At 62.4% G+C, this 14,807-nt stretch carries 9 protein-coding genes; 4 read left to right on the top strand and 5 right to left on the bottom strand.

Annotated features, from left to right (window positions below; all coding sequences use genetic code 11):
• Window positions 1–30: 30 nt before the first annotated feature.
• Complete coding sequence (locus PRI8871_RS18000) at window positions 31–2,340, top strand: glycoside hydrolase family 99-like domain-containing protein (protein ID WP_108887589.1); 2,310 nt, start codon at window positions 31–33, stop codon at window positions 2,338–2,340.
• A 26-nt stretch (window positions 2,341–2,366) separates the two neighbouring features.
• On the top strand, window positions 2,367–3,356 hold the full coding sequence (locus PRI8871_RS17995) for a hypothetical protein (RefSeq protein WP_108887588.1): 990 nt from the start codon (window positions 2,367–2,369) through the stop codon (window positions 3,354–3,356).
• Between the two features lie 60 nt (window positions 3,357–3,416).
• Here PRI8871_RS17995 and PRI8871_RS17990 read toward each other — a convergent pair whose 3' ends face one another.
• Together PRI8871_RS17990 and PRI8871_RS17985 are read right to left on the bottom strand one after the other, a co-directional pair.
• Window positions 3,417–5,393 (bottom strand): calcium-binding protein, encoded by a 1,977-nt coding sequence (locus tag PRI8871_RS17990; protein ID WP_181389521.1) that lies wholly within the window; start codon window positions 5,391–5,393, stop codon window positions 3,417–3,419.
• Window positions 5,394–5,545: 152 nt separating this feature from the next.
• A complete protein-coding gene (locus PRI8871_RS17985; protein ID WP_108887586.1) occupies window positions 5,546–9,739 on the bottom strand; it encodes a beta strand repeat-containing protein in 4,194 nt (1,397 codons plus the stop codon).
• 236 nt (window positions 9,740–9,975) lie between these two features.
• On the opposite strand from PRI8871_RS17985, the gene PRI8871_RS17980 reads away from it, so the two are divergent.
• Both PRI8871_RS17980 and PRI8871_RS17975 read left to right on the top strand, forming a co-directional pair.
• Entirely contained in the window at window positions 9,976–11,370 is a 1,395-nt protein-coding gene (locus PRI8871_RS17980; RefSeq protein WP_108887585.1) for a phosphomannomutase, read from the top strand.
• 219 nt (window positions 11,371–11,589) lie between these two features.
• The gene (locus PRI8871_RS17975; RefSeq protein WP_108887584.1) at window positions 11,590–12,009 is read left to right on the top strand and encodes a DUF4279 domain-containing protein; all 420 of its coding nucleotides are present in this window, start codon (window positions 11,590–11,592) and stop codon (window positions 12,007–12,009) included.
• A 111-nt stretch (window positions 12,010–12,120) separates the two neighbouring features.
• On the opposite strand, the gene PRI8871_RS17970 is transcribed toward PRI8871_RS17975, so the two are convergent.
• From PRI8871_RS17970 to PRI8871_RS17960, 3 genes are read right to left on the bottom strand one after another with little or no spacing between them, the layout of a single operon-like run.
• A complete protein-coding gene (locus PRI8871_RS17970; protein WP_108887583.1) occupies window positions 12,121–13,125 on the bottom strand; it encodes an NAD-dependent epimerase/dehydratase family protein in 1,005 nt (334 codons plus the stop codon).
• Window positions 13,126–13,134: 9 nt separating this feature from the next.
• Window positions 13,135–13,974, bottom strand: coding sequence for a 3-deoxy-8-phosphooctulonate synthase (kdsA, locus tag PRI8871_RS17965; protein ID WP_181389520.1), 840 nt, complete (start codon window positions 13,972–13,974; stop codon window positions 13,135–13,137).
• Window positions 13,971–14,765, bottom strand: a complete 795-nt coding sequence (locus PRI8871_RS17960) for a 3-deoxy-manno-octulosonate cytidylyltransferase (RefSeq protein ID WP_108887582.1) — start codon at window positions 14,763–14,765, stop codon at window positions 13,971–13,973. Before PRI8871_RS17960 ends, kdsA begins: the two co-directional genes overlap by 4 nt.
• Window positions 14,766–14,807: the final 42 nt, after the last annotated feature.

Genomic DNA, 14,807 nt, shown 5'->3' with positions numbered 1-14,807 from the left:
GTGCAGGTCTGCAAGTAGGACCAAATTCATATGACCGAAGATTTGAACAGCCCGTTCGCGCGGATTTCCCGCTTTCTGCGTGTTCTGTTTCTGACCAAAGAAGAACGTGCGTTTCTAAAAGCCGCCAAAGCCACAGATCTGTTTGATCCGGTCTTCTACAAAGGCGCCTACCCGGCCATCCACCCGTGGTTCCACAGGTTTCCGCTGCGCCATTACATCGTTTATGGCGAAAAGCGCGGCTATCGGCCGAACCCCGATTTCTCGCCCCGTGCCTATCTGCGCTACAACCCGGATGTGGATGCGCTGGGGATGTCGCCCTTTTATCATTACGTGATCGGCGGGCATAAGGAATCGCGGGTCACCAAGGAATTGCCCAAGGTCGAAGAGCTGCCGCAGGTCGAACGCAAGGTGCTGCGATTCGATCCGGAGCGGACCCGCGCCCGCTATGCCGTCGTGGCGCATATCTATTATCCCGACGTCTGGCCGGAATTCGCCGAGCGTCTGGCCAATCTGCCGATTGATTTCGACCTCTTTGTCACCCTCACCTATCGGGGCGAGGAAAGCGACGCGCTGAGTGCCGAGATCCAGCAGCAATTCCCCAGCGCCACGATCCTGCCGGTGCCGAACCGGGGCCGTGATATCCTGCCCTTTATGACGCTGGTCAATTCCGGCGGTCTGGACGGCTATGAGGCCGTGGCCAAGATCCACACCAAGAAATCCCCGCACCGCGAAGATGGCGACCATTGGCGTCAGCATCTGGTGGGCGGCATCCTGCCCGAAGAGGGCCTGCAAGAGCTGCTGGACACCTTCCTGGCCGATCCCGACAGCGCCTTCTGGGTGGCCGATGGTCAGCATTTCACCGGCACCGAATGGTGGGGCTCCAACTATGAGATCACCCAGCATCTGATGCGCCGCCTTGAGATCGAAATCGGTTGGGACATCCTCAGCTTCCCGGCCGGGTCGATCTATTGGATGACGCCGCTGATGCTCGGGCTGCTCAAGGCGATGCGTCTCGAAGAGGGGCATTTCGACCTTGAAACCGCGCAGGTCGATGGCACGCTGGCCCATGCGCTGGAACGGACCATGGGCTTTCTGGCCATGTCGGCGGGGCAGGGGGTCGTGCAGACCACGCAGCTGGTCGAAAAAGCCAAGGCACCCGCGCCCGAACCGCTGCCGCGCCCGGCCTTCACCAGCGCGTTCTACCTGCCGCAGTTCCACCCGATCGCGGAAAACGATGCCTGGTGGGGCAAGGGCTTTACCGAATGGCGCGGCACTGTCGCAGCGCAAAGCCTGTTTGCCGGTCACACCCAGCCGCTGATCCCGTCTGACTTGGGCTTTTACGATCTGCGCGTCACCGAAACCCTGGGCGAACAGGCCAAGCTGGCCAAAGAGGCCGGGATCGACGCGTTCTGTGTCTATCACTACTGGTTCGATGGCCGCCGCGTGCTGGAACAGCCGCTGGACCGTCTGCTAAAGCGCCCCGACATCGATTTCCCCTTCTACCTGTGCTGGGCCAATGAAAGCTGGCGGCGCAACTGGGATGGTCTGTCGGGCACGGTGCTGCTGGAGCAGACCTATAAGGACGGCTTCGAAGACAAGCTGGTCGAAGACAGCCTGCCCTATATGCGCGATGCCCGCTATATGCGCCCCGATGGCACGCGCCCGCGTTTCATGATCTACCGCCCCGAAGACATGCCCGACCCCGCAGGCAGCGTTGCGCGGATGCGCGAGGCATGGCGCAAGGCCGGCATCGGTGAGGTCGAGCTGGGCGCTGTCTGCTTCCACGTCGATGGCGAGAACCCGGTTGCGGATGACATCTTTGACTTCTGGGTGGAAATGCCGCCGCACGGGCTTGTCACCGGCGAGGATTTCCTGTTCGGCGGGCCTTTGGGCAACCATCTTGGCCGCGAGGTGCATGGTGCCTTCGAAGGGCTGATCTACGATTACAACAAGGTCATCGCCAAGTCGGTCAACGAAGACTACGTCGCCAGCCTGCCCGAAAACACCATCGTCGGCGCGATGCCCAGCTGGGACAACACCGCCCGCCGTGGCCTGAAGGCGCATATCGCCTATGGGGCCAACCCCGCGCGCTTTGGCTATTGGTTGCGCCGGATTGCCAAGCACCGCCTGCCCACATCGTACCGGCAAGAGCTGTTCGTGAACGCCTGGAACGAATGGGCGGAAAAAGCGGTGCTTGAACCGACGACGATCTATGGCGATCTTTACCTGCAAGAGCTGCGTCAGCGCACCATTGGCCGTGGGGCCAAGGCAGATGCGGCCCCCGCGCCGAAGCCTGCCAAGACCGCCCCGAAGAAGGCCGCGCGGAAAGCCAAGGCATAACCAGAAAAAAGAGGCCAGAGCCCATCGTGTCCAAAGTCATTCTGCATATAGGCACCCATAAAACCGCCACCACCACGCTTCAGGATATGCTCTGGGAAAACTCGGCCCTATTGGCCGAGCATGGGGTGGTCTATCCGCGCCTGAACAAACACACCGGACATCACGGGCTGGTGCTGAACTGGGATGGCCGGCCAAAGGTCTATGAACTGCCCAAGGGCAGTATGGGCACGCTTGAGGAATTGGCCGCGGCCCATGCCGAGGGGAATCAGACCCTGCTCCTGAGCAGCGAGGAGTTTTCCCGCAACCGTTCGCTCAGTGAGATGGACAAGATCCGCGATGCGCTGTCGGCCTTTGATGAGATCGAGGTGATCTGCGTGCTGCGCACCCAGTGGCAGTTCCTGCAATCGGTTTATCTGGAAGTCTCCAAAAGCCGCATCCCGCCGCGCCCGCCTGAACTGGTGGCGCCGATCATCGACAGCGGCACGATCGAGGGGCTTTGGGTCGATTACAACGGATTGCTGGATTGCCTGGAGGCGACCTTTAAGCCTGAACAGATCACGCTGATGGATTTTGACAGCTGCCGTAAGGCAGAGGGCGGCATCATCGGCAGCTTCCTGCGCCACATGGGCGTGGATCTGACGGTGGACCAGCTTGAGGTGGTCAATGAGGGCATGTCCAATGCCTCGCCCATGTCGCTGGCCTCATGGGCGGGCAATATCCTGTCCGAACCCTATGCCGCGCCTGATTGGTTGGTGGCCATGGCGACCGAGGCGATGCGGGCCGAGTTTGGCGACAAGGTCAAGCCGTGCCTGTTCACCCGCGAAGAGTTTCGCGCGTTGAAAGATCACTATGACACGCGCAACGAAGACCTGCGCAAGCGCCGCGCGCCCTATCAGCCCGATTTCAAGCTGACCCCGGCCACGCCCGATGGGCTGACCCTGTTCCGCAACGAAGTGCCCAGTTCGTTCTGGGTGCGGATGGGCCGCCGGATGGCTTATGAAATGCGCCACGCCTAAGGGATCAGAGTCTTTCGCATGCGAAAGACTCTGTAACAGGCTCTGATCGGGTAGGGGGCCTCAGGCCAGCAGGTCGAACACCTGCCCGGCAGCTTGGACGTTCAGCGATGTCTGGGCGTCGCCATCGACAAGCGCCCAAAGCAGAACGCCCGTGGTTTTGTGGGTGATGAACACCTCTTGCACGGTGTTCGATCCGGCGCTGGTCGTGGTGGCGCGCTGCACCAGGAAATCGGACTTGGTCGCGGCTGCGCCGTAGAACAGCACATCGCCCTGTGCGGCGTCATAGTCCTGAATCCAGTCGCTGCCATGGCCCGCGTTGCCGGTGTGGAAGAACTTATCCGCGCCTGCGCCGCCATTCACCCGGTCAAAGCCGAAGCCCCCGTTGATGAAATCGTTGCCATTACCACCGAAGATCAGATCGGACCAAGCCGACCCGGTCAGCACATCGTTGCCGTCGCCGCCAATGACGGTATCCACACCGTAACCGCCCTCGATGCTGTCATCGCCCGCGTCGCCGCGCAATTCGTCATTGCCGTAGCCGCCATCGATCAGATCGTTGCCCGCGCCGCCGAAAACGATGTCGCGTATGTCGGCCTCGGTGCTGCCGCCGCGGATGGTGTCATTGCCATCCCCGCCATTGAGCGTATCGGCCCCATCGCCGCCCAGCAGGCTGTCATCGCCGCCAAGCCCCAGCAGCGTGTCATTGCCTTCCAGACCTTCCAGCGTGTCGTTCTGGTCGGTGCCTTCCAGCCGGTCATTGCCAGCGGTGCCTTGGGGCAGGGCGGTGCTGACCAGCTCAAAATGGTCCACCGTCAGCGGCGTGCCGGATTGGTTATTGTGGAAGACATCCACGCGGGTGCCATCGCTCAGGGTGATGGTCGAGACATTGGTGAAGTTCTTGGTGACCGACTGAAGCACGGCCTGTTTGCTGGCAAAGCCTGAATCGACAAACCTGATCTTGTCCTGGGCCAGATCGAAATCCGACAGGTTGGCCTTGCCGCCACCAAAGGCGCGGATTTCAAACACATCCGCCCCGTCCTGACCAAAGAGCGTATCCGTGCCCAGACTATTGAGCAGCGTGTCATTGCCCGACCCGCCGATCAGCATGTCATCGCCCGCGTTGCCCGACAGGCTGTCATCGCCGGTCTGACCAAAGAGCGTGTCATTGCCCGACCCGCCCAAAAGCGTGTCACTGCCGGCATCGCCCTGGATCTGGTCATTCCCCGCCAGCCCGTCGATCAGGTCGCCAAGGTTGGTGCCAAAGACGGTGATATCATCGCCTGTGGTGACGATTTCAGGGGTGCTGCCTTGCTTGGTGTAACCGGCGATTTCATAGCCGATATCGGCCAAGATCGCCAAATCATATGTGGTGGGGACGGTGCGCGACCCGGTGGTCAGGCGCGGATCCATCAGCGTAGCGTCCGAGGCGTAGTCTTCTTGGATATGGCTGATATCGCCTTCCAGCGGGATGCCCACGCCATTGGTCACCGCCAGCGCGTTCGGCCCGTTGAACAGGGCGCCCGCGCCGATGCTGTCAAAGATCGGCGCTGATCCAATCCCCAGAACATGGGCGATTTCATGCAAGGCGACGCTGTAGAAATCGTTCTTGCCAGATACCGGCCCGGCCAGATCGAAATTCCAGGTGGCAGCGGTGTCAAAGCTAACGGTGCCGACGAAGGGTTCGAAATCGGTCACCGGGCCGGTGCCGCGGAAATCGCTCGACAGGCGGGCCTTGTAGATATCGCCATCCGCGCTGGAACCGTTATAGCCGCCAAGCCCCAGCGGCCCGTTCAGCGCATAGGCCCCGGCAAACAGCAACAGATCGTCAATCGGCGCATCCAGCGTGATGCTGACGGTCTGATTGCGGTCCGAGGGATTGGCGATGGTAAAGACTGTGCCGGTTGGCACGTCGTCGAATTCGTCTTGGATCAGGGCCTCCCACGCGTCGGCGGCGGCCTCTAGCGCGGCGCGGGCGTCGGGGTTGTCGAAGAAACCTGAGGTGTCGAACCGATAGTCGATGGTGATGTTGAAGCTCATCTTGGCCTCCTTGTCGGATCTGTCTGGTTGGTGGGCAAAGCCCGCGCGCCTGTGCCCCAGCATAGGAAATCCTCCGGCCTGTGGCTACGGAGGATTCCCGGACCATCGATGCGGAAAAGGGCAGGGGCCTTGGCCCCATGCCCGTGTCTGGGTCAGGCCAGCAGGTCGAACACCTGCCCGGCGGCTTGGACGTTCAGCGATGTCTGGGCATCCCCGTCCACAAGCGCCCAAAGCAGAACGCCCGTGGTTTTGTGGGTGATGAACACCTCTTGCACGGTGTCCGCCCCCGCGCTGGCGGTGGTGGCGCGCTGCACCAGGAAATCGGACTTGGTCGCGGCTGCGCCATAGAACAGCACATCGCCCTGCGCGGCGTCATAGTCCTGAATCCAGTCGCTGCCATGGCCCGCGTTCCCGGTGTGGAAGAACTTATCCGCACCCGCGCCGCCGTTCACCCGGTCAAAGCCGAAGCCCCCGTTGATGAAATCGTTGCCATTACCACCGAAGATCAGATCGGACCAAGCCGACCCGGTCAGCACATCGTTGCCGTCGCCGCCAATGACGGTATCCACACCGTAACCGCCCTCGATGCTGTCATCGCCCGCGTCGCCGCGCAATTCGTCATTGCCGTAGCCGCCGTCGATGCTGTCATTGCCATTGCCGCCATAGACGATGTCGCGCAGGTCCGCCGCGCTGTCACCGCCAAAGATGAAATCATCGCCGTCGCCGCCAATCAGCGTATCGGCCCCATCCCCGCCATTGAGCGTGTCATTGCCCGCATTGCCGTTGAGCGTGTCATCGCCATCGCGGCCCGACAGGAATTCGGCCAATCCGGCGCCGATGATCTTGTCATTGGCATCGGTGCCGCGCACCCCGTCGATTTGCGAGACAGTGTCTGTTGCGCCGAAACCGTCTTGAACCGTTCCGGCGGTCAGGTCGGCGATGATGCCTGCCGTGCCGCCGTAGCCGCCGTCGACGCTATAGTCGATCCGGTCCCAGGCGCTGCTGCCGGTGATGGTGTCATTGCCATCCAGCCCGCGATAGCTGAGGAAGCTGAGCGCGGCCGACCCGACCATGCTATCGGCCAGTGCGGTGCCGCGCACGGCTTCGATGCCGGTGAAGATATCGACATTGCCGAAAGGATCGATGGCGGTGCCGGTGTCAAAGTTGATGGCGATCGCGCCCGTGCCGCCGTTGCTGGCGTCTTGATGGTACAGCAGTTCGTCATAACCGCCGCCGCCGTTGATCGTGTCATTCCCGGCGCCGCCGCCCCAGCCTTCCCACTGGCTGTTGTCCGACCCGTTGAACGTATCGCCATCGGGCGAGCCATCAAAGCGGTGGGCGTAGGTGAAGGTGTCATTGACCACCCCGGCCACCGCCGAGGTCGTGGTGCCGGTGCCGTTTTCGCCCACGGTGATCGTCAACCCGCCTGAGCCGGTGACATCTTGATAGCCGATGTCGATGCCATCGGTTTCAAACAGCAATTCATGCCCAATGATCGTGTTGGACCCGGTGCCCGGCATGACGTAATCGCCGAAATAGTTGGTCGAGGCGCTGCCGCCCGAGGCATCGAGCGTATCATCGCCCGCGCCGCCCTGAAGCGTGTCATTGCCGTCGCCGCCCGACAGGCTGTCGTTGCCATTGCCGCCGATCAGCTTGTCATCGCCATCAAGCCCGGTGACCGTGTCATTGCCGTCTTGGGCGTCGATGGTGTCATTGTCATCGGTGCCGGTCAGATCGTCATCGGCATTGGTCGGACCGCCGCCCCCCGCCGCCGAGACCACCTGCGCGATGGTCATGGTCTGATCGGCAAAGCGGATCTCTTCGACGCCGCTCAGAAGGGCGACCGTGCTGCCTTCGGCATTGGTCATCCGCAGATCGCCGGTGCTGCTGTCATACTCCAGCCCCATGCCCGAGGTCAGGAATTCGTCCAGCGTGACGCCAGAGGTTGTGTCGCCCTCCATAGTCAGGCGGTGCATCTGCAACTGGTCGGTGCCACCGCCGCCGTGGAAGGTCAGGGTGGACATATCGGCCAACAGGTCGATGGTGTTGTCGTTGTCATCGCCCAGCACCAGCAGATCGCCTTCGAAATCCACGGCGATGCGTTCGATGTTGTTGAGGGTGGCGGCGTAATAGACCGTGGCCGAGGCGCTATGATCGCTGCGCCCGATGATGCGCGGCTGATCGCCATTTACCCCGTCGGTGAAGTTGATGACCAGCGCCTCTGAGGTGTCATCGACGATCTCGACCGTGTCGTAATCGGCCCCGCCATCCACGGTGCTGTTGCCGCGCCCGATGGTGGCATAGTCTTCGCCAGACCCGCCCGAGATCGAGTTGTCGCCGTCCAGATCCTCAAAGCTGTCATCGCCGCCATTGCCGATCAGCGTGTCATTGCCGCCTTCGCCCGCCAGATAGTTGTCATTGTCATCGCCGATCAGCAGATCGTCATCATCGCGCGAGCCCGAGACCGCTTCGATGTTGCGCAGCGTGTCAAAGAACACCACGCCATCCCAGGTGCCAGTGGCGGTGCCTGCGCCCAGATCGACAGTGACCGCGCCCACGCCGCTGCGGTTGTAGCGCACCGTGTCCCAGCCGTCCGAGCCGTCGATCGTGTCATCGCCCTGTTCGGTGATGAACCGGTCGCTGCCGGCGCTGCCCATGATGGAATCGTCCAGATCGGTGCCGCGGATTTCCACCAGACGGGCGCCCACGTCGATGTTGATCTGATCGATATAGCCCAGCCCGTCATTGGCGACGATGCCGGAGGTCAGGTTGGCCAGCACGCCGCTGGTGGCCGAGCTGTCCATATAGTCGATGCGCACGGTGCCATTGCCCGCGCCGATATTGATCGTGTCATTGCCACGCTCGCCCTCGACCCCGACCCAATCGCCCGAGGTCAGGTCGATGTTGAACAGGTCGTCATAGCTGGTGCCATTGAGGGTCAGCCCGTCGCCTTGCAGCGCGGCGCGGACATTGACGATGGTCGTGATGCCTGCGCCGTTCTTGTCGATGCTGGCGGTATTGGCCGCCCCGTCCACGGCGGCGTTGATGCCTTGTGGCAGGTCATAGTGATAGAGCGCGGGGTTGAAGTACTGCGCGGTGATGCCGGTGAAATCGACCGTGTCATCCCCGGCCCCGGCGACGATCACGTTGAAGTTGTCAGAATTGCCGGGGTTCAGACTGTCATTGCCATTCCCGCCCAGAAGCGTGTCTTGGCCAGTGCCGCCGCTGAGGACATCATCGCCGTCATCGCCCCAGAAAAAGTCATTGCCCGCGCCGCCGGTCATCGTGTCGGCCAGCGCCGAGCCAAGCACCCGTTCGATGCTGCTGATGGTGTCATTGCCGACCCAGGCATCCACGATGGTGCCCGCGTTCTGGCCGGTCATGGTGACGGTGATGCCGCCCGCAGCCGCGCCTGCGCTGTCATAGCCATCGTCGCGATACGAGATTTCATCCGTGCCCGAGCCGCCTGCATAGCTGTCATTGCCGCTGCCTGCGTTGAACCGGTTGTCGCCCGCGCCGCCGATCACCGTGTCATTGCCGCCCCGGTCAAAGGTGTAGCCGCTGTAATCCAGCATGATGAGGTCGTCATGGTGTGACCCGTGCACGTTTTCGATCTCGATCAGGGTGTCGGTTCCGCCGGTCGCGCCCTTTTGGGCGGTGCCGCGCGTCACGCCATTGCTGGTGGTGTTGGACAGGTTGATCGATACGCCCGTGCTCAGGCCTTCGTAGAAGACCGTGTCGGAATCGTTGCCGCCGTCGATCGTGTCATTGCCGGTGCTGGCATGGAACGAGTCATCGCCATTGCCGCCTTGGAAATGGTTGTCATCATTGGTGCCGAAAATCTCGTCGTCATCGCCGACCGTATAGCCATCGGGCAGGGCGCTGAAGGAAATCGCCTTGCCGGCAGCAAAGCTGCTGGTGGCGGGCACATCGACGGCGGAAATGATCGAGTTGTTGAAGGCCACCATGCTCGAGACGCTGGAGACCGAAATCGGTGCGCCGCCCAGGACCACGGCATATTGCCCGCCCGCGCCGGTGGTGATGTCGACCGTCAGCACATAGGACACATTCGGAGACGAGGCCGAGCCCCAGGTCACCTTCAGCACATGGGCTTCGCGGTCGGCCGGATCGATGATCTGATCGTCAAACAGCAGTCCGTAGATATTGGTCGGATCGACCTCGATCGTGGTGGGGGTGCCGCTTTGCTGGGCCGTGTCATAGGCATAGGTGAAACTGGTGGTCTTGGGGGCCACCACAAGGGTCACGGTGGCCGCGTTGAACGTGTCAATCTCGCCCGTCAGATCGTCCGTTGCAAAATAGAACGCATTGAAATCATAGGTTGCCATTGCCGTGCCTCTTAATATCCCTGTTCACGCCGGGTGCTTTTGAAAAACGCTATCACGCGACGAGTCGCCTTCGCAATTAGTTCCCGGCAAAGGCGATTTCAGGGCAAGGCGCGGGCGTCTGTTGAATTTTCTGCCGCCGTTGCCGGGGCAGGGCGGGGTGCCGCCCTTACCTTGTGCGGGATCTGTGATATGTGCAGGTCAGCAAGACCCTCATATACTAAGAAGAGATCATTCATATGGCCCCCAAATTTGGCACCAGCGGATTGCGCGGACTGGTCACCGAACTGACCCCTGAACTGGTTCAGGATTACACCGTTTCCTTCACCCAGACCTGTGACACCGGCGGCGTTGTTTACGTCGGCTGGGATCTGCGCCCGTCCTCGCCCGATATTGCCCGCGCGGTGATTGCCGCGGTCCGGGCACAGGGGCTGACCCTGTGCGTGGCAGGCGTTCTGCCGACGCCCGCGCTGGCGGCGGCGGCTGCCAAGGCCGGGGCAGGGGCCATTATGATCACCGGCAGCCACATCCCCGCCGATCGCAACGGGCTGAAGTTCTACACCACGCAAGGCGAGATCAGCAAAGCCGATGAGGCCAATATTCTGGCCCATCTGGACAGCACACGCGCCTGGGCCGAAGAAACCCCGCTGCCCGCGTCGGACGAAGGCGCGCTGCGCGATTACGTGGCCCGCTATGCGGCGGCCTTTGGCGGCGATGCGCTGACGGGTCTGACGGTGGGCGTCTATCAGCACAGCTCGGTTGCGCGCGATGTCATGGTTGAGGTGGTCGAGGCCCTGGGCGGCACCGCCGTCCCGCTGGGCCGGACCGACACGTTTACCCCGGTCGATACCGAAGCGGTGGACGAGGACACCCGCAGCCAGTTCAGAGACTGGTGCACCGCAAACGGGCTGGATGCGCTGATCTCGACCGATGGCGATGCAGACCGCCCGATGGTCACCGATCACACCGGCCAAGTGGTGCCGGGCGATGTGCTGGGCGCTTTGACGGCGCGGGCGCTGGGGGCCTCGGTGATCTGTACGCCGATCTCGTCCAACACGATGATCGAAGCCATGCCCGCCTTCACCGATATCCGTCTCAGCCGCATCGGCTCGCCCTATGTGATCGCCGCGATGGAAGAGGTTCTGGCAGGCGATGCCGGGGCCGCAGTTGTGGGCTATGAGGCCAATGGCGGGTTCCTGCTGGGCTTTGAGGCCAAAGGCCCGACCGGGGCGCTGGCGCCGCTGATGACGCGCGATTGCCTGCTGCCGATCCTGTGCAGCCTGCATGCCGCAAAAGCCGCCGGTCAGCCGCTGGCCGATGTGGTGGCCGCGCTGCCGCCGCGCTTTACCGCCGCCAACCGGTTGACCGAGGTTCCGACCGAAGCCTCGGCCAAGCTGATCGCCGCCCTGCGCGACGATGCCGCCGCCCGCGCGGCGTTCTTTGAGACCGGCAGCGAGGCCAGCGACATCAACACGCTGGACGGCCTGCGGGTCAGCTTTGCCAATGGCGATGTGGTGCATCTGCGCCCATCCGGCAACGCGCCCGAGCTGCGCTGCTATGCCGAAGCCTCCAGTGCCGAGCGTGCCTGGGATCTGGTGAACACCCACCTGACCAAGCTGCGCGCGATGATCTGATCGCTTTGGGCAGGCACGGACCAGTCTCTGTTCCTGCCCAATTCGCATTTTATTAACATAATCTTAATTAGCGGATCGATTGTGCTGTCCTCGCCCATGTCAAAGTGGAGCAGGAGAAGGCCGCCCCACGGCCAAAGGTCAAACCGGTCAGCGCAAAGACCGGCTACAAGAAGACTGGTTGCCGTCCTCCGGGTCGCCCTTCAAAGATGGCCGCATATTATGAGCGCGCAGTCGTGCGGTTCAGCCGCCTCACTTCGGTTCTGTGGCGACGATTTAGACCCCGATGAACTCACCCGCCTACTCGGTTGTCAGACAACCAAATCCGAGAGGAAGGGAGAAGAGATTGTCGACAAGGGCACAGGGAACAAACGAACGGCCCGAAGCGGCGGATGGCGCTTGAGCGCAGAACGGCGCGAACCAGGCGACTTTGATGCTCAGATATCCGAGATATTCGATCGGCTCACTGACGACTTGAATATTTGGCAAGACCTCACCTCACGTTTCCGGGCAGACGTCTTTTGCGGCCTGTTCATGGAGGAAGGCAATGAAGGGATCAGTCTATCGAACGAGACGTTGCAGAAGCTGGCCGAGCGCGGTCTGACAATCGCCTTCGACATTTACGACGGTTCTGACGCGTAGGCCCGCAAGGATTTGCAGCCCTGCGCTATTTGAGGTCTGCGGGCTGCTAAGCCTTGCTACCGTCGCGCCTGGTGATGACACTTCTGCTTGGTTGCAACATTGCGGTGGCCCTTAAGCCCCGTAATAGTCCCTGTACCAGCGCACGAATTCGGCCACGCCTTCGATGATTGGCGTCTCTGGCACCTGCCCCGTCAGCCCGCGCAACAAGGTGGTGTCGGCCCATGTGGCCGGCACGTCGCCGGGCTGGATGGGCAGCAGGTTTTGCGTGGCACTCTGGCCGGTGGCCGCCTCAATCGCGGCGATAAAGGCGGTCAGCTTGGCGGGCGCATCATTGCCCACATTCACCATGCGCCATGGGGCCACGGGCGACAGGCTGTCGCCCTGACAAACGGCGGTGCCATTGGCGGGCGGCACAACCCCCGCCAGCCGCCAGAGCGCCTCGATCAGGTCGTCGATATAGGTGAAATCGCGCTGCATATCGCCGTAATTATACACGTCGATCGGATCGCTGTTCAGGATCGCGCGGGTGAATTTGAACAGCGCCATATCGGGCCGCCCCCACGGACCATAGACCGTGAAAAAGCGGAACATGGTGATCGGCAGGCCGTAAAGATGCGCATAGGAATGGGCCATCGCCTCGCCGGCCTTCTTGGTGGCGGCGTAAAAGCTCATTTGGTGATCGGCGCGCATGTCTTCGCGATAGGGCATGTCGGTATTGGCCCCATAGGCCGAAGAAGACGAGGCCAGCAGCATATGCGCGGGCGGATGGGCGCGGGCGGCCTCCAGCAATTCGAACGTGCCGGTGATATTGCTGTCCAGATAGGCGCGCGGGGCCTCGATCGAATAGCGCACCCCGGCCTGGGCGGCCAGATGCACCACCAGATCAAACCGGGTCTCGGACATCAGGCCCATCAGGCGGCCCGGCTCTTCGACGGCGGCGTGCACAAAGCGAAATCCGGGGTGATCCAGCCGGTCCAGCCGGGCCTGTTTCAGCCCGACGTCGTAATAGTCGCTGAGGTTGTCCAGCCCGGTGACCTCATAGCCTTCGGCCAGAAGGCGGCGGGCCAGATGAAAGCCGATGAACCCGGCCGCGCCGGTGATAAGAGCCTTGGGCATGGGCAGTCCTTACTGGGCCTTGATCAGATCGTCGATGGCGCGCAGCTGGCCGATCAAAACGCCCAGCTGATCCACCGGCACCATGTTCGGCCCGTCCGATGGCGCGCGGTCCGGGTCTTCGTGGGTTTCGATGAACAGCGCATGCACGCCCACGGCGCAGGCGGCGCGGGCCAGAACCGGCACGAATTCGCGCTGGCCGCCCGATGTGGTGCCCTGCCCGCCCGGTTGCTGCACCGAGTGCGTGGCATCAAACACCACCGGATAGCCGGTCTGGGCCATGGTCGGCAGGCCGCGGAAATCGCTGACCAGCGTGTTATAGCCGAACGAGGTGCCGCGATCACATAGCAGGATGTTCTGATTGCCAGTGCTGGCGATCTTTTCGGCGACATTGCCCATGTCCCACGGGGCCAGAAACTGGCCTTTCTTGACGTTGATCACCGCGCCGGTCTTGCCCGCCGCCACCAGAAGGTCGGTCTGGCGGCAGAGGAAGGCGGGGATTTGCAGCACGTCGCAAACCTCGGCTGCGGGGGCGCAATGGCTGGCCTCATGCACATCTGTCAGCACGGGGCAGCCAAATTCGGATTTGATCTGACCAAGGATCTTGAGCCCCTCTTCCATGCCCAGACCGCGCTGGGTGGTGATCGAGGACCGGTTCGCCTTGTCATAGCTGGCCTTGAAGATAAAGCGCGTGCCGGTGGCCTCGCAGGCCTCGGCGATACGGGTGGCCATCATGCGGGCGTGATCGAGGCTTTCAAGCTGGCAGGGGCCGGCAATCAGGGCGAAGGGCGCGGTGCCGCCAATTGCGATATCGCCCACCATCACGGTGCGGGTTTCGGGGATCAGGGTCATTGGGCTTGGGCCTCCAGTGCGCCTTCAATCCGGGCGACATCTTCGGGGTTGTTGAGTTCCCAGAACAGCCGTCCACGCGCATCGACTTCGACGCAGCGCACGGGCGTTCCGTTGTGCAGGAAACGCAGCTGTTCCAGACCTTCCAGCTTTTCGAGCTGGCAGGCGGGGCTGGCGACATAGGCGGCCAGCGCCTCGGGGCGGTAGGCGTAAACGCCCACGTGGTGAAACACCGGGATCGGATCGGGCAGCTTGCCCGGATCGATGAAGGGCAGCACTTCTTTTGAGAAATAAAGCGCGTTCATGTGACGGTCAAAGACGGCGGTGGTGCCGCCGACGCGGCCATTGCGGCGGTCTTCGGTGAAATTGGCATAGGTCTGGGCGTCGCAGCGCAGCACCGGCGTGGCCATGCCGATGCTGGTGTCGGCCTTCATCGCATCGATCAGCGCCTCGATGAACCACGGCGGGGTCAGGGGCGCATCGCCCTGAAGGTTGACCACCAGATCCGGCGATTGGCCCAGATTGGCCAGCGCATCGGCGCAGCGGGCCGTGCCGTTTTCACATTCGGGCGATGTCATGACGACCTGCGCACCAAAGCCTCTCGCATGGGTGCGGATGCGATCGTCATCTGTGGCCACGTAAACCGCATCGACCCCGCGAATGCCCTGCGCGGCTTCCCAGCTCATTTGGATCAGCGTTTTGCTGCTGCCGTCGGGCTGGCGCAGTGCGGCCAGCGGCTTGCCGGGATAGCGGGTCGAGGCATAGCGGGCGGGGATAAACAAAATGGTGCTCATGGCGGGGTTCCTTGGGGCCGGGTGCGCTCTCATAGCAGGGGT

Source organism: Pseudoprimorskyibacter insulae, assembly GCF_900302505.1.
GTDB classification, from domain to species: Bacteria; Pseudomonadota; Alphaproteobacteria; order Rhodobacterales; family Rhodobacteraceae; genus Pseudoprimorskyibacter; species Pseudoprimorskyibacter insulae.
Note: the sequence above shows the minus strand (reverse complement) of the source record. Positions and strands in the feature narration are given on the sequence as shown.